Source organism: Geodermatophilus sp. CPCC 205506, from assembly GCF_051383635.1.
Classification (GTDB): domain Bacteria; phylum Actinomycetota; class Actinomycetes; order Mycobacteriales; family Geodermatophilaceae; genus Geodermatophilus.
Map to the genome: position 1 here is coordinate 103,882 of NZ_JALPKP010000011.1, position 19,044 is coordinate 122,925.

Genomic DNA, 19,044 nt, shown 5'->3' on the forward strand with positions numbered 1-19,044 from the left:
GCGGTGGCGAAGACGAGTGCCGGAGTGCTGCTGCACCGGCGGGGCGCGGGCGGGGTCGAGGTGCTCATCGGGCACATGGGCGGCCCGTTCTGGGCGAAGAAGGACGACCGGGCCTGGTCGATCCCCAAGGGCGAGTACGGCGACGGCGAGGAGCCGCTCGCCGTCGCGCGGCGGGAGTTCGAGGAGGAGCTCGGGTCGCCCGTGCCGGCGGCGGAACTCGTGCCGCTGGGTGAGGTGCGCCAGTCGGGCGGCAAGCGGCTCACGGTGTGGGCTGCGGAGGGCGACCTGGACGCGGCCGCGTGCACGAGCAACACCTTCGAGCTGGAGTGGCCGCCGCGGTCGGGGCGGGTGCAGGTGTTCCCGGAGATCGACCGGGCCGCGTGGTTCGGCGTCGACGAGGCGCGGGCGAAGCTGGTGGCCGGCCAGGTGGCCTTCCTCGACCGGCTGCTCGAGCGACTGGGGCCCGGCTAGGTCGCGATCGGTGGCAGGTGCAGGTCGACGCCGAACAGCACGAGCGGCCACAGGACGACCGCCACGATGAGGGACAGCACCTCCGAGACGCCGGCGACGCTGTTGTAGCCGTTGGTCAGCGCGACCACGACGCCGACCGCGAGGTAGATGAGGCCCAGCAGGGAGATGCGCACGTCGTCGGCCCTTCTCTCGGGGAGAGCGAGTGTGCGCCCCGCGGCTGGACGGTGGCTGCTCGCCGGCTGGCAGTTCGGCCACATAACGGTCCGTTGACGTGTCGTCACACCCACCCCGCGGAGGGCCGGGCGGGGCGTTCCTCCTGGCAGGGTCCACCTCCGGCGAAGTCGCACGGACTTCCGACGAACGAGGAGGCACCCCATGACGTGCACGCACTGCGGGGCGGCCGAGCAGCGCGGCCGGTTCTGTGTCGGCTGCGGCACGGCCGTCCCGCCGTCCACGCGGCCCACGCCCCGCCGGCGCTACGCGCTGAACGACGAGCTGACCCAGCCGGTGCTCCGGCTCGAGCGCCCGTCGAAGCCCGCCGTCCCCACCCGCTGACCGCGGCGCCGCCGGGCCCCCAGCGCCGCGGGCCCGGTGGCGACGTGACGCGTCTCACTGCTAGCAAACCGCTTGCTCTAGTTAGCGGACGGTTGGAGCGGGCACAGTGCAGTCATGACCGAAACGCTTCTCAAGGCAGACACCGCCAAGATCGTCAACCAGCTCCGCGCCCTCGTCCTCCTCAGCCAGACCGAGGAGCAGGTGGCCCGGACCCGGGTCGGGCAGGCCCGCACCGACGCCGTCCGCCGCGAGCTCAGCGAGAACGCCGACAACGCCGCTGCGCGCACCAAGGCCATCACCGAGCAGCTGCGCGACCTCGGCGGCGTCCCGGACGTCGTCACGCCCGCCCTCGGTCGGCTGGCCGCCGTCCTGAAGGCCGCCTTCGAGCAGGGCGCGCCGCTCGAGGAGGCCCTGCTGCAGGACCTGTCCCTCGAGCACCAGCTGCTCGACCGCGCCACCCACGTCAAGGTGCTCGCCGAGAAGGCCGAGCTGCCGCGGGTCAAGGCGCTGGCCGAGCGGCTGATCACGGCGCACTCGGCCACCGTCGAGTGGCTGACCGTCGTCCTCGCCGAGGAGGCCCTCGGTGGCCCCACCGCCCTGGTGCCCACGCCGTTCCAGCGGGTCGCCGGCGGTGCCGTCCGCGTGGCCAACGCCCCGGTCCGCTTCGCCGCCAACGCCGTCAACGAGGTGCTCGACACCGCGCAGCAGCGTCGCGAGGAGGCCGGCCAGAAGCTCGGCGAGGTCGCCGGCAAGGCCAGCTCCCTCACCGACGCCGTCCGCGAGACCCTCACCGCCGGCCGGGGTGCGGCCCTGCGCCGGGCCGAGCGCATCGCCCGCCGCGAGGGAAACACCGACGCCGCGGACGCCGCCAAGGCCACCCGCGAGGAGCTCGGTGACATCGCGGCCGACGAGCTGCCGATCAAGAACTTCGACCAGCTCACCACGCAGGACGCGATCAAGGCCGTCAAGCGGCTGACCTCGGCGCACGACGTCAACGTCATGATCCGCTACGAGGAGACCCACAAGAACCGGTCCAACGTCGTGAGCGCGACCCAGACCCGGCTGGCCGAGCTGGCCAAGGAGGCCGTGGGCGTCGACAGCTGACCCCGCGCCGCCGACGGCCCGCACCCCAGCCGGGGTGCGGGCCGTCGGCGTCTCCTCAGCGCCGCACGCGGTGCCGCAGCCATACCAGGTCGCCGTCGAGCTGCCGGCACTCCTCCAGGGTCAGGCTCTCCGCCGGCGGCGGCCGGCCCCCGTACCAGCGCCGGGACCCTGCGGCGGGCCCCGCGAGCAGCGGGTGCACGAGCAGGCTGACCTCGTCGACAAGGCCGGCGGCCAGCAGCGCGCCGGTCAGCGCGCCGCCGCTGTCGACGCGGACGGTGGCCAGTCCCCGTCCGCCGAGCTCGGCGAGCAGGGCGGTCAGGTCGACCGAGTCGCGGCCGACCCGGAGCTCGCGGACCGAGCGGACGGCGCGCGGTGGGGTCCGGTCGCAGCCGACGGCCAGCACGTCGGACCAGTGCCCGGCGGCCCGCAGCGCCGCCCACCCGCGGACCCGGGCCCGGCCGTCCACCACGGCGAGCAGTGGCCCGCCGGGGGCCGGGCCGGGCTGCGGGGCCGACGCCAGCGCGGGTTCCTGGGCGAGGACGGTGTCCGCGCCGGTCAGCGTCCCGTCCTCGCGCCAGGTGCCGGCCAGGGCGTAGTAGGTCCCGACGTCCGGGGTGAACCCCGTCGTCGCCCCGTCGAGCGAGACGGCGACGTGGACCACGACGAGTGGGCGCACGGTCACCTCGGGGTGATGAGGGTCGCAGGGGGTTTGACCTGCGGACGCAGGCGGGGATGGGATGCACCATGAGCATCACACCCGCTGCCCTCGAGCAGGAGTTCTCCCTGACGACGGCCGTCACCCGCCTGGACTTCCTCAGCCGGCGCGACAGCGGGGCCACCACCCTCAACACCGTCGCCGAGCTCGACGTGGACGACTGGAGCTCCTTCAAGGACGCCGCCACGACCCTGGACGTCGCCGAGTCCCTCGAGCTCCTGGCGCTCGGCGAGGTGGTCGCCCGCAAGGCGCACGACAGCCAGCTGGTCGGGTTCCGCGCCGCGCTGCGCGGCGGCGCGACCTGGGCGCAGGTCGCCGCCGCCCTCGACACGACGCCCCCCGAGGCCTGGGCGGCCTTCCAGCGGCTCATCGAGCGGCAGGAGCGCGCCCGCCTGCTCGACCCGGAGGACGCCGTCGCCGCCCGGGAGCTGGCCGGCAACCAGCCGGCCTAGTCGACCGGCCGGCCTGGTCGACCGGCCGGCCTGGTCGACCGGCCGGCCTGGTCGACCGGCCGGCTCAGTCGACGGTGACGCCCCGCCAGAACGCGACGCGGCCGGTGATCTCCGCGGCGGCGTCCTTCGGCTCGGGGTAGTACCAGACCGCATCGCGGTTGGTCTGCCCGTCGACCTCGAGCGTGTAGTAGGACGCCGTCCCCTTCCACGGGCAGAAGGTGTGCGTGTCCGACGGGCGGAGGACCTCGTCGCGCACCGCCTCGCGGGGGAAGTAGGCGTTGCCCTCGACGGTGACGATGTCGTCGGACTCGGCGATGACGGTCCCGTTCCAGCTCGCGGTGGCCATGGAGCGGCGAACACCGGGTTCCGGAACGGCATTCCCCTTCGGCGGTGCGCGGCGCCCCCGGTCAGCCGCCCTGGATGTGCCGGACGACCGCCTCGAGTTCCTCGGACGGCGAGAAGTCGACGTACTCGACGTCGGTCAGCGCCTCGGGAGCGTGACCGGGGCCCCAGTAGAACGCCTGCCCCGCGTCGAAGGTCGTGTCACCGTCCTTGCCGTGCATCACCAGCCGGCCGCTGATGACGTACCCCCAGTGCGGGCAGGGGCAGAGGTCCCCCGGCAGGCCGACCACCGCGGGACGCAGGTCCGCCCCCGCAGGCAGCCGCATCCACCCGATGCTCATGTCCCCGACCCGCTGGGTCCGGAACTCGACGCCGTTCCCCTCGACCGCGACAGGGAGCGCGGTCCGATCGATGGCCTGCATGGCTGGTCCTCCCTCTCGTGTACCCCCGACCGCGGTCACGGCCGGATGTTCTGGTTCAGGCGGAAGAGGTTGCCGGGGTCGTAGCGACGCTTGACCTCGCGCAGCCGCTCGTAGTTGGCGCCGTAGTTCTCGGCCACCCGCGTCTGGTCGTCGGCCGAGGCGAAGTTGGTGTACCCGCCGGCCTCGGAGTGCGGGGCGAGGGCCGCGTAGTAGTCCTTCACCCAGCGGGTGTGCGCCTCGTTGTCGGCGGGGTCGGGCCACATGCCGGCGATCACGGCGGCGAAGGTGGCCTCGCGGTGGCCGAAGGCGGTGGCGTCGGGGGCGACGTCGTGCACCGCGCCGTTGATCGGGTAGAGGTGCATCGTCGAGTTGACCACCGGCACCCGGGAGCCGTGCTCGACGTGCGCGGCGATGGCGTCGTCGGTGAGCTCGGTGACGAACGCGGCCTTCCAGTAGTGCTGCAGCCCGGGCGGCACCAGCGGGTCGAAGGCGCTGTTGAGCGCCGGGTACGGCATGGCGCCGACGTGCTCGGCGACCGGCCGGGCGACCTGGCGGAACCGGTCGATGACGCGTTCGCCCTCCGCCTCCGACCCGGTCCAGCAGGAGACCACCGCGATGAAGGTGTCACCGACGCGGTCCTCCGGCACGAACGGCAGCGGCGGGGCGATCTGGAACGCCGGGAAGCCCCCGTACTCGCGCGGGGCGTCGCGGATGAACTCGCGGAAGAAGGCGAAGATCGCGGGGGCGTCGGCCAGCTCGAAGAACATCGGCCCGCCGTAGATGGTGTCCACCGGGTGCAGGCGGTAGGTCATGCGCGTGGCCACGCCGAAGTTGCCGCCGCCGCCGCGCAGCGCCCAGAAGAGGTCCGAGTTCTGGTCGTCGTCGGCGGTCAGGACGGTCCCGTCCGCGGTGACCACCTCGGCCGACACGAGGTTGTCGCAGGACAGCCCGTAGCCCCGGCACAGGTAGCCGATGCCGCCGCCGAGGGTGAGGCCGCCGAGCCCGGTCGTGGAGATGATCCCGCCGGTGGTGGCCAGCCCGGAGGCCGCCGTCGCGTCGTTGAACCGGCCCCACGTCGTGCCGCCGCCGGCGGACGCGGTCCGTTGCTCCGGGTCGACGTCGACCGACTGCATCAGCGAGAGGTCGACGACGACCGCGCCGTCCGCGGTGCCGAACCCCGGCACGCTGTGCCCGCCGCCCCGTACCGCCACCGGCCGGCCGTTCTCCGCGGCGTACCGCACCGTCGCGGCGACGTCGTCGGTGCCGGTGCAGCGCACGACCAGCTCCGGGTGCGCGTCGATCATGGCGTTGTAGACGTGCCGCGCCTCCTCGTAGGCGTCGTCCCCGGGCCGGATGACCTGGCCCCGCACGCGGTCGGCGAGCGTCCCCGGCAGCTGTGTCGTCATGTCTCCTCCTCCGTCGGATGGGGGACGACGCTAGGAGCGGGCCGGGCCGGCGCACATGACCAGAACTGCGCGAATCCGGCGCAGCCGCCCATGGTCAGATCTACCCATCGACGCAGGCGGGGGCGAGGGCTAGCGTCCGGGGTCGTGTCCGGATGGACGCCGCCCGCACTGCCGGCGCGATGGTCGCCGGCCGCGCGCCCGCTGTTCGTCGGCCGCCGCGCCGAGCTGGACTGCCTCGAGTCCCTGTGGACCGACGTCACCGGCGGCGCCCGCCAGGTCGCCTTCCTCGGCGGCGAGCCGGGCGCGGGCAAGTCCCGGCTGCTGGCCGAGTTCTGCACGCTGCTGCACGGCCGCGGCGCGACCGTCCTGCTGGGCAGTTGTGTGGCCGAGCTCGGCCCGCCCTACCAGCCGTTCGTCGAGCCGGTCGAGGCGCTGCTGGCCGCCACGGGGGACGCCGACGGCCCGCTGTCCCGGCTGGTCGGGCGGGCGGGAGGGGACGACGTCGCCGGGAACGACACCCGCCGCGAGCTCTACGACGCAGCCGTCGACGCCGTCCGGGCGCTGGCCCGCGAGGCGCCGGTGGTGCTGGCGCTGGAGGACCTGCACTGGTCGGGCACCGCCGGCCTGCAGATGCTGGGGCACCTGGTCGAGCGGACGGCGGAGTGCCGGCTGCTCGTCCTCGCCACCCACCGGACGACGGCGCCGGAGCGCTCGGCGGCGCTGACCGGCACGATCGCGCAGCTCTACCGGCTCGACGGCGTCCGCCGGCTGGACCTCGCCGGGCTGGCCACGGAGGACATCGCCGAGTACCTCTGCGCCGAGGCGCGGCTGCCCACGCACCGGGCCCGGGTTGCGGCCACGCTGCTGCGCGACCGCACCGGCGGCAACCCGTTCCTGCTCCGGGAGGTGGTCCGCGAGGGCGCCGGTCGCGGCACGCTGCCCGACGCGACGGCGGCGGCCCCGGTGTCGGTGCGCGACATGGTGGCGGCCCGGCTCGACCGGCTCACCGAGCCCGAGCGGCAGACCCTGGAGCTGGCGGCGGTGGTGGGGGAGGAGACCGACCTCGGCACGGTGCTGGCGATCTCCGCGTGGGGCGCCGACACGACCCTCGCCGCCCTGGACACTGCGGTCGCCTTCGGGCTGCTGGAGGCGACCGGCCCGGCGTTCCGGTTCCCGCACAGCCTGGCCCGGCAGGCGGTGCTCGACCTCATGCCGGCCACCCGGCGGGCCCGTGACCACCTGCGGGTCGCCGGCGTCCTGGAGTCCTCCGGGGCGGCGTCGGAGCGGCGCACCCAGCGGCTGGCGCACCACTACGCGCAGGGGGCGGTGCTCGGCTCCGCCGACCAGGCGGTGCGGTACCTCGCCGAGGCGGCCGAGGCGGCATCGCGCAGCCTGGCCCACGAGGACGCCGCCCGCTGGTTCGAGCAGGCCGCCGGGCTCACCGAGGACCCCGAACGGCGGCACCGCGTGCTGCTGTCCGCCGCCGGGGCCCACCTGCTCGGCGGCGACTTCGCCCGGGCGCGGACGCTGTTCGAGGAGGTGGCCACCACCGCCGGGCCGCGCGACCGGCTGGAGGCGGCGATCGGGTACGAGGCGGCGTCCTGGCGGCCCGGGCTGCCCGGTCACGGCGCCGTCCAGATGCTGACCGAGGCGCTGCGCGGGGTCCCGCACGACCCGGCCGACCCGCTCTACGTCCGGGCGCTGGCGGGGCTCGGGCGGGCGCTGGCGTTCACCGGGGCGACCGAGCAGGCCGACCTCTTCGGCCGCCGCGCCCTGGACCTGGCCCGGGCGCAGGGCGACGACCGGCTCGTCGGCGCCGCGCTCCAGGCCGGCCTCTGGATCGGCTTGCGCCCCGCCGACGCCCCGGCCAAGCTCGTCCGCGCCATCGAGCTGTGCGCGCTCGCGCACCGCACCGGCGAGCTGGGCCACCTCGGGCCGGCGGCCTACTGGCGGGGTCACATCTGCTACCTGCAGGGTGACCCGGCCGGTCTGGGAGAGGCGCACGACGACCTGGTGCGCATGGCCCGGGCCACCGGCGAGGCGTTCTTCGACTACATGGCCGGCTGCGTGCGGTACGGCCGCCAGTTCGCCGCCGGGGACCTCGCCGGCGCCGACCGGACCTGCACCGAGCTGCTCGAGTTCGGCGAGGCCTTCGGGACCGACGACACCGAGGGCTCGTCGGCGGTGCAGACCTTCATGGTCCGCCGGGAGTCGGGCGCGCTGGAGCGGGTGCGGCCGCTGATCACCGGCACGGAGTCACCCGAGGGGCACTGGGCGCCGGGCCTGCTGGCCCTGTACACCGAGCTCGGGCTGCACGAGCCCGCGGACCGGTTGCTGCGCTGGCTCTTCGACGGCCGGCTGGCGCCCCACGAGGGCACCGCCCAGTGGCCGTGCGTGCTGGCGTTCCTCACGGAGGCCGCGCTGCAGCGGGAGGACGAGGCCGCGCTGCGCACCCTGCGGCCGATGCTGGCGGAGTACGCCGGGACCAACCTGGTGGCCGGCCAGTTCGTCGCCGTCTTCGGCAGCGCCGACCGGTACCTGGGGATGGTCGACTCCGCCCTGGGCCGGTCCTCGGCGGAGTCCCTGCTGGCGGCGGCGCTCGAGATGGACAGCCGGATGGGGGCGACGCTGCACCGCGCGCACAGCCTGGTCGCGCTGGCCGCGCACCTGCGGCGGGCCGGCGCGCCGGCCGGCCGGGTCGCCGAGCTGGTCGAGGAGGCCAGGGGACCGGCGGAGGAGCTGGGGCTGGCGCGGGTGCTGCGCGCCCTGGCCGCCGTCGAGCCGGCGGCACGGGTGCCGACCCCCCGGCCGGCCACCGGGCCGGCCGGCCTGACCGCCCGGGAGACCGAGGTGCTCCGCCTGGTGGCGGCGGGCCTGCTCAACCGGGAGATCTCCGCGCGGCTGGTGATCAGCGAGAACACCGTCGCCAACCACGTGCGCAGCATCCTGGCCAAGACCGGTGCCGGGAACCGCACGCAGGCGGCGCTGTACGCGGCGTCGCACGGGCTCCTGGCGGCGTCAGACGGGATGCAGTGAGCCGTCCGGCCGCACGGTGGCCGAGACCTCGACGACGACGTCCGCGGGCAGGCCCGCGCGGGCGGCCGCCCGGCGGATCGCGTCGGCCGACGGTGCCTCGTACAGGCAGTAGGTCTTCCGCTTGTCGGCCGAGAGGAACGAGTACAGCCACTGGACGCCCTCGTCGTCGTTGATCGCGTTGACGCCGTCGGCGACCTCGGCGGTGACCTCGAGGACGTCGGCGTACCGGCGCTCGATCATGAAGACGGGCATCGCGGGACCTCCGCCGGGGCACAGGGGTGGCGCCGACGGTACCGACGCGACGGGGTCCGGGGACACCCCTCCACTGCGCGTTCGGCATGACGGAACTTCCTCTCGTCGGCATAGCGCCCAGCGCTACGTCGGTGAGCGTCCTGCTCCGACGACGTGTCGCGGACCACACCGCGCGATCCACGGGAAGGAGACGTCATGACCGCGAGGACCCGGATCGGTGCGGCGCTGGCCGCCGCGGCGCTGCTGGCCGCGGGCTGCGGCGGCGACGACGCCCCGGCCCCGGCCGAGGAGGGCGCGGACGGCCTGGTCCCGCTCACCGTCGCCGACACGGCCGGTGCGCCGCTGTACTTCCTCACCTACGGCGACCAGGAGGGGTTCTTCGAGGACGCCGGCCTGGACCTGGAGATCACCGCGTCCACCGGCGGCGCGACCGTCATCCCGCAGCTGGTGGGAGGTGACCTCGACGTCGCCGGTTCGAACGTGGTGTCGGTCCTCATCGGCGCCGGGGAGGGGCTGCCGCTGCGGATGGTGGCCGGCGGGACCAGCACCTCCGAGGAGGTCGAGCAGGACTTCTCCGCGCTGATGGTCCGCGCCGACAGCCCCGCGGCGGACATCGGCGACCTCGCGGGTCAGCGGGTCGCGGTCAACAGCCTGCGCAACATCAACGACATCGTGCTCGGCTCGATGCTGGAGGAGGCCGGCCTCTCCTTCGACAGCGTCGAGTTCGTCGAGCTGCCGTTCCCCGACATGGCCGCGGCCGTGCAGCAGGGCGACGTCGCCGCCGCGATGCTGATCGAGCCGTTCCTGACCATCGCCGAGCAGCAGGGGATGCGGATCATCGGGCGCCCCTACTCCGACCTCAAGCCGGGGCTGCAGATCGGCACGTACGTGATGAGCGAGCGGTTCGTCGCCGACAACCCCGACGCCGTCACGGCCTTCCAGGAGGGTGTGCTGGCCACCGCCGACGCCATCCGCGAGGACCCGGACGGCTTCCGCGCGGCGCTGCCGGAGATCGGCGACGTCGACCCCGCCCTGGCCGAGCAGGTGCGGATCAACCTCTGGCGCGGCGGGACCGACCGGGAGTCCCTCGAGCTGATCCAGGACCTGATGGTGCGGTACCAGCTCCTGGAGGAGCCGGTCGACCTCGACGAGGTCGTCGTCGGCTAGAACGGCCACAATTCGACATCGCGGAACTCCGACCAGCGGTCTGTGCAAAGAGTGGAACGATGCCTAGATTGGTGCCCATGCCGTGGGACTCCGTCACCGCCGCGCCGGTGAGTGCAGACCGGCCGGTCGTCGTCGTCGGGGCGGGGCCCGTCGGGATGACCGCCGCCGCCACCCTCGCCCACGAGGGCCTGCCGGTGGTGGTCGTCGAGCTGCACCCCGAGCCCCGGCCGGACTGGCGGGCCAGCACCTTCCACGCGGCGACGCTGGAGCTGCTGGAGACCATCGACATCACCGGGCAGATGCACGCCGAGGGGCTCGTCGTCCCGAAGTACCAGTTCCGCGACCGGGTCGACGGGCTGGTCGCCGAGTTCGACTTCCGCCTCCTGGCCGACGAGACCCGCTATCCCTACCGTCTGCAGCTCAACCAGCAGCACCTGGTGCGGATGCTCTACGACCGGCTGCGCCAGGACCCGAACGTGTCGCTGCGCTTCGGCACCGAGCTGACCGGCCTGCGGGTCGAGGCGGACGGCCCGGTGCTCGAGCTGCGCGGTCCCGACGGCGCCCCCACCGAGCTCGCGGCGTCCTACGTCATCGGCGCCGACGGCCCGCGCAGCGCCGTCCGCAACGCGCTGGGCGTGCCGTTCGAGGGCTTCACCTACCCGGAGCGGTTCGCGATCACCAGCACCTCGGTCGACCTGCAGGAGCTGCTGCCCGACCTCGGCCACGTCAACTACGTCGCCGACCCGGAGGAGTGGCTGTTCATCCTGCGGACGCCGGAGTCCTGGCGGGTCGTGTGGCCGGTGCCGGAGGGCATGAGCCTGGAGGAGGCGACCGCGCCGGAGCGGCTGCAGCAGCAGCTGCAGCGGGTCGCGCCCTACGAGCCGGGCTATCCGGTCATCGACCACCAGGTCTACAACGTGCACCAGCGGGTGGCCGGGGCGATGCGGGTCGGGCCGGTCCTGCTGGCCGGCGATGCCGCGCACATCAACTCGCCGATCGGCGGGGTGGGCCTGAACTCCGGCATCCACGATGCGATGGACGCCGCCCGCCGGCTGGCCCGGATCGCCCGCGGGGAGGGCGACCCGGAGGCGGAGCTGGCGACCTACGACCGGGTGCGGCGCACCGTCGCCCGGGAGTACGTGCAGGCCGACACCCAGCGCAACACCGACCGGCTGCGGGAACGCGACGACGCCGTCCGGCGTCAGCACCAGGAGGACATGCGGGCGATCGCCGCCGACCCGGAGCGGGCCCGGGCCTACATCCGCCGGGTGTCGTTGCTGGAGAGCGTGCAGCGGTTCGGCATCGGCCGCCCGCCCGCCGAACTCGAACTGGAGGCCCTGTCATGACCGCATCTCCCGAGACGCGCACCGACCTGGAGCTCGAGGCGCTGTACCGCGACCTCGCCGCCGTCGACCTCCAGCCGCTGTGGACCATCACCCAGCAGCTGCTCACCCCCACGCCCCAGCCGAAGGCGATCCCGTGGCTGTGGGCGGCGGAGACGATGAAGCCGCTGGCCCGCCGGGCGATCCAGCTGGTGCCGGTCGAGCGCGGCGGCGAGCGGCGGGTGCTCAGCCTGCAGAACCCGGGCCTCGGCGGCCTGCCGTACGCGGCGGGCACGCTGTGGGGCGCCATCCAGTGCCTCGGCCCGCGGGAGACCGCGCCGGCGCACCGGCACAGCCCTGGCGCGGTCCGCTGGGTCCTCGAGGGCGAGGGCGTCTGGACGACGGTCAACGGCGACGCCTGCGACATGCACCCCGGCGACCTCGTGCTGACGCCGTCGTGGAACTGGCACGACCACGTCAACGGCGGCGACTCGGAGATGTTCTGGTTCGACGGCCTGGACCTGCCGATGGTCGAGGCGCTGGACGCCGTCTTCTTCGAGCAGTACCCGGGCCCGGGGGAGAACCAGCCGCAGCCAGCCGAGCACAACCTCTCCGAGCGCGCCCACCCCCCGGGCACCCGCTACGTGCAGGGGTCGGTCGACGGGCCGCTCACCCCCGCGCCCTCGCCGCTGCTCATCTACCGCTGGGCCGACACCGCCGCCGAGCTCGACCGGCTGGCCGGGCAGTCCGACGAGCCGGTGCTGGCGCTGGAGTACGTCAACCCGACCACCGGGGCCAGCGTGCTGCCGACCCTGGGCTGCTCGGTGCTGCGCGTCCGGGCCGGCGGGCACAGCACGCCGGTGCGCCGGTCCGGGAACGCCGTCTTCGTGGCCTTCCAGGGATCGGGGTCGACGGTCATCGACGGCCAGCGTTTCGACTGGAGCCCGGGCGACATGTTCGTCGCGCCCTCCTGGTCGGCCGTCGAGCACGCGGCCGACGAGGAGAGCGTGCTGTTCCTGCTCACCGACGCCCCCGTGCTGCGCGCGCTGGGCATCTACCGGGAGCAGGTCCTCCCCGCCCCGCAGACGGTGACCGGGACCTTCACCCCCCGCTGACACCCCCGCACTCGACACTGGAGATCCGTGAAGCTCGCCCTGTTCGACGACAACCGGCTCGGCGTCGTCTCCGCCGACGACACGACGCTGGTCGACGTCACCGCCGCGCTGCCCTGGCCGCACGACCCCGACCCGGTGACCGCCGGCTGGTGGCGGGCGCTGTGCCGGGACTTCGCGACGGTGGCCCCGCGGCTGCGCGAGGCCGCCGAGGCCGGGTCGCCGCGGCCGCTGGCCGAGGTGGCCCTGCGGGCGCCGGTGCTCGGCCCGTCCAAGGTGGTCGCCGCGGCCAGCAACTACGGCGACCACGTGGCCGAGATGCACGGCGTCCAGGAGCGCACGCTCGGCCGGGTCGAGGCCTGGATGATGGAGTTCGACGTCTTCCTCAAGGCGCCGTCGTCGATCGTCGGGCCGGGTGCGGAGGTCGTCCTGCCGCCGGACGTCGTCGCCGCCGGGCACGAGGTGCACCACGAGTCCGAGCTGGTCGTGGTGATCGGCGCCGGGGGCAAGGACATCCCGCTCGAGTCGGCGATGGACGCCGTCCTCGGCTTCACCGCCGGGCTGGACATCACCGTGCGCAGCGCCGCGGACCGCTCCCGCCGCAAGAGCTACGACTCCTTCAGCCCGCTCGGGCCCTGGCTGGTCACCGCCGACGAGATCGGGAACGGCTCGGACCTCGACATCCGGCTCACCAGCGGCGGGGAGGTGCGGCAGTCGGTGAACACCCGGGACCTCATCACCCCGGTCCCGCAGATCGTCGCCTACGCCTCGACGATCATGACCCTGCTCCCCGGCGACGTGCTGTTCACCGGCGCCCCGCCCGGGGTCGGGCCGATCGCGTCGGGGGAGAAGCTGGAGATGACGATCAGCCGGATCGGCTCCATGGCGGTCACCGTCCGCTGAGACGGCCGGCGACACGGCCGGCACGGTGACGGAGTCCCTGCGGGCGGCGCCCGGGCGGGGCTCAGGGCGTGCTGCTCAGCCGTTCCTGGACCCGCCCGGCGGCCTCGATGACGGCGGGAGCCAGGGCGCGCACGCCCTCGACGTCGCCGGTCCGGCTGCTCGGCGCGGCGATGCCGATGGCGGCCAGCGGCGTCCCGGTGCTGTCGCGCAGTGCCACGGCGACCGCGGAGACCCCGTCGGCGCTCTCCTCCCAGTTCAGCGCGTACCCCTGGGCCCGGATCTCGCGCAGCTCGTCGAGCAGGGCCGAGCGCGTCGCGAGCGCCGCCGGGGTGTGCTGGGGGAGCTCCTCGTCGGGGTAGCGGCGCTCGATCTCGTTGGGCGGGAGCTCGGCGAGGATCGCCTTGCCGACGGCGGAGGCGTGCGCCGGCCGGACGATGCCGGTGCGGTTGCCGACGCGGACGGAGCGGAGGCTCTCGATGCAGTCGACGAAGCGGATCGTGGCGCCCTCGAGCACCGCGAGGCTCGCCGTCTCCTGGGTCTGCTCGCGCAGCTCCTCGAGGACGGGCCGGGCCACCCGCCGGATGTCGATGCGGCTGATCGCGGCCAGGCCGATCGCGTTGAGCGCCGGGCCGGGGCGGTAGGCGCCGTTCGGCCGGTCCTGCATGACGAAGTCCCGGCGGCGCAGGGCGTTGAGCAGGCGGTGGGCGGTGGACCGCGCGACGCCCAGCAGGTCGGCAGCCTCGGCGACCCGCAGGGCCTGTCGCTCACCGATCAGCTGCAGCAGCCACAGGGCGTTGTCCACCGAGGTCAGCCCTGGGCCCGCCGTGGGGTCGACGGCCGGAGAGGTGCGACCGTCCTCGTTCGCCATGAAAGAACACTATTCCAGCTCATCCCCGGAGTACGGAATCCTCCGCGCAGGATCGGGTGGCCCTCCTGAGCGGCTGCGCCCGACAGCTCCCGGGGTCGGCCAGGTCCGTTCCGCAGCACGGAACTGCGGTGGTACCCGTCGTGCGGTTCCGGGGGGCGGCCTAGCGTCCTAGGGGTCCTCGTCGACCAGTCAGGGAGTTCCGTGAGCGCGCTGGAGCACAGACCGAACCATTCCGACCTCCCGCGTGCCGGGGTGGGTGCCTGATGCGACTGGCGACCATCCGCACCGCCGAGGGCACCCGCGCCGTCCGGCTGGACGGCGACCGGGCGGTGGAGACCGGGCACGCCGACGTCGGGGAGCTGCTCACCGAGCCGGTCTGGCGCGCGGTGGCCGCGGCCGCCGACGGGCCCGGGCACGACCGCGGCGGCCTCTCCTTCGCCCCCGTCGTCCCGCGGCCCGGGAAGATCATCTGCGTCGGTGTCAACTACGCGGCGCACATCAGGGAGATGGGCCGCGAGCTGCCCGAGTACCCGACGGTGTTCGCGAAGTTCGCCGAGTCACTGGTGGGCGCCCACGACGACATCGTGCTGCCGGCGGCGTCCGAGGCGGTGGACTGGGAGGCCGAGCTGGCCGTCGTCATCGGGACGACGGTGCGGCACGCCGACGAGGCGGCCGCGGCCGCGGCGATCGCGGGGTACTCGGTGCTCAACGACGTCACCGCGCGGGACTGGCAGTACCGCACGCTGCAGTGGCTGCAGGGCAAGACGTTCGAGGCGACCACCCCGTTCGGGCCGGAGCTGGTCACCCCCGACGAGGCGGGGGAGGGGCTGGCGCTCTCCTGCGCCGTGGACGGCGAGGCGGTGCAGTCGGCCAACACCGCCGATCTCGTCTTCGGGCCTGCGGCGGCCGTGTCCTACCTGTCGACGATCCTGACGCTGCGCCCCGGCGACGTCATCGCGACCGGCACCCCGGGCGGGGTCGGGCACGCGCGGAAGCCACCGCGCTACCTGACCGCCGGCTCGGTGCTCACCACGTCCATCAGCGGCCTCGGCGAGTGCCGCAACGTCTGCGTCGAGGAGAAGCGGGCATGACCAAGCCGGAGACGATCGACTGGTGGGTCGACGGTGAGCGGCTGTTCGGGACGGCACTGGGGCGGCTGACCGACGAGGAGTTCGACGCCCCGTCGCTGCTGCCCGGATGGAGCCGGCAGTACCTGCTCGCGCACGTCGCCCGCAACGCCGATGCCCTGGTCAACCTGCTGAACTGGGCGCGCACCGGCGTGGAGACCCCGATGTACGCCTCGCCCGAGGCCCGCGAGAAGGGGATCGCGGAGGCCGCGACCCTGTCGGCCCCCGCGCTGCGGGCGGAGGTGATGGCCGCGACCGGCCGGCTGGCCGACGCGGTGCAGGGGCTGCCCGACGAGGCGTGGTCGGCTCCCGTGCGGACGGCGCAGGGGCGCGAGGTGCCGGCGTCGGAGGTGCCGTGGATGCGCTGCCGGGAGGTGTACGTGCACGCGGTCGACCTCGACGCGGGGGTCGGCTTCGCGGACGTCGCCGACGAGGTGCAGGCGGCGATGATCGACGACGTCTTCCGCATGTGGGACCGCCGCGACCAGGTGCCCGACGTCGTGGTGTTCGCCGGCGACCGCGAGTGGGGGACCGGCAAGGTCGCCGTCTCGGGTCCGCTGCCGGCGGTGACCGGCTGGCTGACCGGCCGGACCCGAGGCGAGGGCCTCGAGGCCGACGACGGGATCCCGGAGGTGCCGGCCTGGCTGTGACGGCCGCCCCGTTCCGCTGACCGACGGTCGCCCCGTGCGGAGCCGCCGGCCGGACGCCGTCTCCTCCCACCCACGGCCGGGCGTCGAGAAAGTCCTCGGGGATGTCGTCGGCCGTGTCGATCGGGGGGCCGGCCGTTCGACGTGTCAGTGAGGGCGGGGTGGACGCCGGTCACGAGGACCGGTGCCCCGCCCCGGATCCGAGGAGGAACCGAGATGCGCTACATGGTGATCGTCAAGGCGTCCCAGGACAGCGAGAACGGCGTCCTGCCCACCGAGCAGGAGCTCGCCGACATGGGCGCCTACAACGAGCAGTTGGCCAAGGCCGGCGTCATGCTCGCCGGCGAGGGCCTGCACCCCAGCTCCAAGGGCATGCGGGTCCGCTTCGACAGGGACGGGAGGACGACCGTCGTCGACGGCCCGTTCGCCGAGACCAAGGAGCTGCTGGCCGGCTACTGGATCCTGCAGGTCAGCTCGCGCGAGGAGGTCCTCGAGTGGGTCAAGCGGGCCCCGTTCCGCGACGGCGAGGTCGAGATCCGGCAGGTTTTCGAGGCCGACGACTTCGGCGAGGCGTTCACCCCCGAGCTGCGGGAGCAGGAGGAGCGCATCCGGGCGACCGCGGCCCAGCAGCAGTCCTGACGACGGGGGCGGGGCGGCGGTGAGCGACGGGACGACGACGCACCGCGTCGTCGAGGCCGTCTGGCGGATCGAGTCCGCCAAGCTCGTCGCCGCCCTCACCCGCGTCACCGGGGACGTCGGCCTGGCGGAGGAGCTGGCCCAGGACGCGCTGGTCGCCGCGCTCGAACGGTGGCCGCAGGCCGGCGTGCCGGACAACCCGGCCGCGTGGCTCATGGCGACCGCCAAGCACCGGGCGATCGACGTCTTCCGTCGCACCGAGCGGCTGGAGCGCAAGACGGCCGAGCTCGGGCGGGAGCTGTCCGAGGCCGAGGAGCCCGACTGGGCCGCCGCGCTCGACGAGGTCGTCGAGGACGACCTCCTGCGGCTGGTCTTCATCGCCTGCCACCCGGTGCTCTCGCGGGAGGCGCGGGTCGCGCTGACGCTGCGCCTCCTGGGCGGCCTCGCCACCGACGAGATCGCCCGTGCGTTCCTCGTGCCCGAGTCCACCGTCGCCCAGCGGATCGTCCGCGCCAAGCGCACCCTCGCCGCCGCGCGCGTGCCCTTCGAGATGCCCTCCGGGCCCGACTTCACCGCCCGGCTGTCCTCCGTGCTCGAGGTCGTCTACCTGGTCTTCAACGAGGGCTACGCGGCGACGGCGGGCCGGGACTGGACCCGGCCCGAGCTCTGCCAGGAGGCGCTGCGACTCGGCCGGATCCTGGCCGCGCTGACGCCGGGGGAGTCGGAGGTGCACGGCCTCGTGGCGCTCATGGAGATCCAGGCCTCCCGCATGCGCGCCCGGATCGGGCCGGGCGGTGAGCCGGTCCTGCTGCTCGACCAGGACCGCGGCCGCTGGGACCACGTCCTCATCGGCCGCGGCCTGGCCGCGCTGCGCCGCGCCGAGGAGGCGGGCACCGGCCTCGGGCCCTACGGGCTGCAGGCGGCCATCGCCGCCTGTCACGCCCGGGCGCGGACGGCGGAGGAGACCGACTGGGTGCGCATCGCCGCCCTCTACGAGGCGCTGGCCGAGCTGGCGCCCTCGCCGGTCGTCGAGCTCAACCGGGCGGTTGCCGTCTCCCGCGCCTACGGTCCCGCGGCCGGCCTCGAGCTGGTCGACGCCCTGACCGGCGTGCCCGCCCTCCGCGGCTACCACCTGCTGCCCGCCGCCCGGGGCGACCTGCTGCTCCAGCTCGGCCGCGGCGCCGAGGCGCGCGCGGAGTTCGAGCGGGCGGCCGCACTCACCCGCAACGAGCGGGAGCGGGCACTCCTGCTCGGCCGGGCCGGGGGGCTGCCCGGCTGAGTGCTCGCGGGTCAGCTCCCGGCCGTCGCTGCCGGCGGCCGTGAGCTCGATCCAGGGCACCGCGCCGAGCCCGCCCTCGTCACCAGTGCACCGCCGCTGCCGGCCATCGACATGAGCTTCGGCGGGCGTCCGCGCCAAGGGAAGAAACTGTCGTAGGTCGAACGTGTGTTCGGTTCGTGGCAGCGACGGCGGTGGAGCAGGCCGGCATCGAGGAGGTGCTGGTCGGCTGGTTGGGTGAGCGGCCGCTGCTGGGCGGGCGGTTGCCGGTGGCGTTGCTGACCCGGGCGCAGAAGGCCGCCGAGCTGCAGCGGGTGCAGCGGGCGAAGGCGGTGTGCGCCGGCTACGAGGCGGAGCTGGTGCTGGGGCTGGCCGACGACACCCCGGACAGCTCCGATCCGCCGCCGGGCGGCCCCGGTGCGAAGCGGGGGTCGTGGGCGCCGGACGCGGAGCTGCCGGGCGGGAGCGAGTTCTTCGTGCCGGAGCTGGCGATGGTGCTCAACTGCGGCCGGGGCACCGCCGGTCATCTGGCCGTGCGGGCCTGGACCTACCGGGAGAACCTGCCCGGCACCTGGGCCGCGCTGGCCGCCGGCACCCTCGACGAGCCGCGGGCCAGGGTGCTGGCCGAGGTGCTGGGCTCCACCTCCCCGGCGATCGCCCGGTCGATCGAGGCCGAGCTGCTGCCCGAGGCGGTGCACCTGTCGGTGGGCCGGTTGCGGGCGCGGGCGCTGGCGCTGCTGCTGGAACGCGACGCGGCCGCGGTCGACCAGCGCCGCAGGACGGCGCGGCGCTCCGCGGACGTGCGCAGCCACCCCTCGGCTCTGGAGGGCATGGCCACCCTGGCCGCCGATCTGCCGGCGCCGGTGTCGGCGGCCTGTCTGGACGTGGTCGACCAGCTGGCGGCGATGCTCAAGGCCGACGGTGATCCGCGGCCGATCGGCGAGCTGCGCGCCGCGGTGCTGGCCGAGCTGATCACCCGGCCCTGGGATGACTCCCGGCCGGCGGTCACCGCCCAGCTGCGGATCACCGTGCCGCTCGCCTCGCCGGCCGGGGAGTCCAGCGCGGTCGGGGAGGTGAGCGGGCTGCCGATCACCGCCGCCCACCTGCGCGAACTGGGCGCGCGGCTGGGCGCGCTGGGGCTGCGGGCGCCCGAGGGCGGATCGCTGACCCTGGCGCTCACCGATCCCGACGGGGCGCTGCGCGCCACCGCGACCGCGGCGGCGCTGGCCGG

21 protein-coding genes are annotated in these 19,044 nt (G+C 74.6%); 14 read left to right on the plus strand and 7 right to left on the minus strand.

Features of this window, described 5'->3' with window-relative positions:
• The first annotated feature begins 3 nt into the window (after nucleotides 1-3).
• Nucleotides 4-471 carry an NUDIX domain-containing protein gene (locus MY520_RS08690; RefSeq protein ID WP_436691685.1) on the plus strand — a complete coding sequence of 156 codons (468 nt, stop codon included), beginning with the start codon at nucleotides 4-6 and terminating at the stop codon, nucleotides 469-471.
• Here MY520_RS08690 and MY520_RS08695 read toward each other — a convergent pair.
• A complete protein-coding gene (locus tag MY520_RS08695) occupies nucleotides 468-644 on the minus strand; it encodes a hypothetical protein (RefSeq protein ID WP_436691686.1) in 177 nt (58 codons plus the stop codon). The genes MY520_RS08690 and MY520_RS08695 overlap by 4 nt on opposite strands.
• A gap of 202 nt (nucleotides 645-846) precedes the next feature.
• On the opposite strand from MY520_RS08695, the gene MY520_RS08700 reads away from it, so the two are divergent.
• Together MY520_RS08700 and MY520_RS08705 are read left to right on the plus strand one after the other, a co-directional pair.
• Nucleotides 847-1,026, plus strand: coding sequence for a hypothetical protein (locus MY520_RS08700; RefSeq protein ID WP_436691687.1), 180 nt, complete (start codon nucleotides 847-849; stop codon nucleotides 1,024-1,026).
• A gap of 114 nt (nucleotides 1,027-1,140) precedes the next feature.
• Nucleotides 1,141-2,130: a ferritin-like domain-containing protein gene (locus MY520_RS08705; RefSeq protein ID WP_436691688.1), complete on the plus strand. Its 990-nt coding sequence runs from the start codon at nucleotides 1,141-1,143 to the stop codon at nucleotides 2,128-2,130.
• Nucleotides 2,131-2,185: 55 nt separating this feature from the next.
• On the opposite strand, the gene MY520_RS08710 is transcribed toward MY520_RS08705, so the two are convergent.
• Nucleotides 2,186-2,812 (minus strand): RibD family protein, encoded by a 627-nt coding sequence (locus tag MY520_RS08710; protein WP_436691689.1) that lies wholly within the window; start codon nucleotides 2,810-2,812, stop codon nucleotides 2,186-2,188.
• Nucleotides 2,813-2,874: 62 nt separating this feature from the next.
• Between MY520_RS08710 and MY520_RS08715 the strand changes: the two genes are divergently transcribed.
• Nucleotides 2,875-3,297 (plus strand): hypothetical protein, encoded by a 423-nt coding sequence (locus tag MY520_RS08715; protein ID WP_436691690.1) that lies wholly within the window; start codon nucleotides 2,875-2,877, stop codon nucleotides 3,295-3,297.
• Between the two features lie 64 nt (nucleotides 3,298-3,361).
• Here the strand turns inward: MY520_RS08715 and MY520_RS08720 are convergent, their stop codons facing one another.
• The 3 genes from MY520_RS08720 to MY520_RS08730 all read right to left on the minus strand — a co-directional run bounded on the left by MY520_RS08720 (nucleotide 3,362) and on the right by MY520_RS08730 (nucleotide 5,467).
• Nucleotides 3,362-3,643: a DUF427 domain-containing protein gene (locus MY520_RS08720; RefSeq protein WP_436691691.1), complete on the minus strand. Its 282-nt coding sequence runs from the start codon at nucleotides 3,641-3,643 to the stop codon at nucleotides 3,362-3,364.
• A gap of 61 nt (nucleotides 3,644-3,704) precedes the next feature.
• Nucleotides 3,705-4,061 carry a hypothetical protein gene (locus tag MY520_RS08725; protein WP_436691692.1) on the minus strand — a complete coding sequence of 119 codons (357 nt, stop codon included), beginning with the start codon at nucleotides 4,059-4,061 and terminating at the stop codon, nucleotides 3,705-3,707.
• A 35-nt stretch (nucleotides 4,062-4,096) separates the two neighbouring features.
• The gene (locus MY520_RS08730; RefSeq protein ID WP_436691693.1) at nucleotides 4,097-5,467 is read right to left on the minus strand and encodes an FAD-binding oxidoreductase; all 1,371 of its coding nucleotides are present in this window, start codon (nucleotides 5,465-5,467) and stop codon (nucleotides 4,097-4,099) included.
• A gap of 144 nt (nucleotides 5,468-5,611) precedes the next feature.
• On the opposite strand from MY520_RS08730, the gene MY520_RS08735 reads away from it, so the two are divergent.
• Nucleotides 5,612-8,503 carry a helix-turn-helix transcriptional regulator gene (locus tag MY520_RS08735; protein WP_436691694.1) on the plus strand — a complete coding sequence of 964 codons (2,892 nt, stop codon included), beginning with the start codon at nucleotides 5,612-5,614 and terminating at the stop codon, nucleotides 8,501-8,503.
• Here the strand turns inward: MY520_RS08735 and MY520_RS08740 are convergent.
• Nucleotides 8,486-8,755: a nickel-binding protein gene (locus MY520_RS08740; protein WP_436691695.1), complete on the minus strand. Its 270-nt coding sequence runs from the start codon at nucleotides 8,753-8,755 to the stop codon at nucleotides 8,486-8,488. The two genes, MY520_RS08735 and MY520_RS08740, sit on opposite strands and share 18 nt — an antisense overlap.
• 195 nt (nucleotides 8,756-8,950) lie before the next feature.
• Between MY520_RS08740 and MY520_RS08745 the strand changes: the two genes are divergently transcribed.
• From MY520_RS08745 to MY520_RS08760, 4 genes are all read left to right on the plus strand, one after another.
• Complete coding sequence (locus MY520_RS08745; RefSeq protein WP_436691696.1) at nucleotides 8,951-9,922, plus strand: ABC transporter substrate-binding protein; 972 nt, start codon at nucleotides 8,951-8,953, stop codon at nucleotides 9,920-9,922.
• A gap of 77 nt (nucleotides 9,923-9,999) precedes the next feature.
• Nucleotides 10,000-11,268 carry an FAD-dependent oxidoreductase gene (locus tag MY520_RS08750; RefSeq protein WP_436691697.1) on the plus strand — a complete coding sequence of 423 codons (1,269 nt, stop codon included), beginning with the start codon at nucleotides 10,000-10,002 and terminating at the stop codon, nucleotides 11,266-11,268.
• The gene (locus tag MY520_RS08755; protein ID WP_436691698.1) at nucleotides 11,265-12,359 is read left to right on the plus strand and encodes a cupin domain-containing protein; all 1,095 of its coding nucleotides are present in this window, start codon (nucleotides 11,265-11,267) and stop codon (nucleotides 12,357-12,359) included. Before MY520_RS08750 ends, MY520_RS08755 begins: the two co-directional genes overlap by 4 nt.
• Before the next feature lie 27 nt (nucleotides 12,360-12,386).
• Complete coding sequence (locus tag MY520_RS08760; protein ID WP_436691699.1) at nucleotides 12,387-13,259, plus strand: fumarylacetoacetate hydrolase family protein; 873 nt, start codon at nucleotides 12,387-12,389, stop codon at nucleotides 13,257-13,259.
• Nucleotides 13,260-13,320: 61 nt separating this feature from the next.
• Here MY520_RS08760 and MY520_RS08765 read toward each other — a convergent pair whose 3' ends face one another.
• On the minus strand, nucleotides 13,321-14,127 hold the full coding sequence (locus MY520_RS08765) for an IclR family transcriptional regulator (protein ID WP_436691700.1): 807 nt from the start codon (nucleotides 14,125-14,127) through the stop codon (nucleotides 13,321-13,323).
• Between the two features lie 263 nt (nucleotides 14,128-14,390).
• On the opposite strand from MY520_RS08765, the gene MY520_RS08770 reads away from it, so the two are divergent.
• The 5 genes from MY520_RS08770 to MY520_RS08790 all read left to right on the plus strand — a co-directional run.
• On the plus strand, nucleotides 14,391-15,218 hold the full coding sequence (locus tag MY520_RS08770; protein WP_436691701.1) for a fumarylacetoacetate hydrolase family protein: 828 nt from the start codon (nucleotides 14,391-14,393) through the stop codon (nucleotides 15,216-15,218).
• The gene (locus MY520_RS08775) at nucleotides 15,215-15,904 is read left to right on the plus strand and encodes a maleylpyruvate isomerase family mycothiol-dependent enzyme (protein ID WP_436691702.1); all 690 of its coding nucleotides are present in this window, start codon (nucleotides 15,215-15,217) and stop codon (nucleotides 15,902-15,904) included. The genes MY520_RS08770 and MY520_RS08775 overlap by 4 nt, the downstream gene beginning before the upstream one ends.
• Before the next feature lie 213 nt (nucleotides 15,905-16,117).
• Nucleotides 16,118-16,540: a YciI family protein gene (locus MY520_RS08780; RefSeq protein WP_436691703.1), complete on the plus strand. Its 423-nt coding sequence runs from the start codon at nucleotides 16,118-16,120 to the stop codon at nucleotides 16,538-16,540.
• Nucleotides 16,541-16,559: 19 nt separating this feature from the next.
• Nucleotides 16,560-17,816 (plus strand): RNA polymerase sigma factor, encoded by a 1,257-nt coding sequence (locus MY520_RS08785; protein WP_436691704.1) that lies wholly within the window; start codon nucleotides 16,560-16,562, stop codon nucleotides 17,814-17,816.
• A gap of 176 nt (nucleotides 17,817-17,992) precedes the next feature.
• Nucleotides 17,993-19,044, plus strand: a 1,052-nt coding sequence (locus MY520_RS08790) for an HNH endonuclease (protein ID WP_436691705.1), incomplete at its 3' end; no start/stop codon positions are given.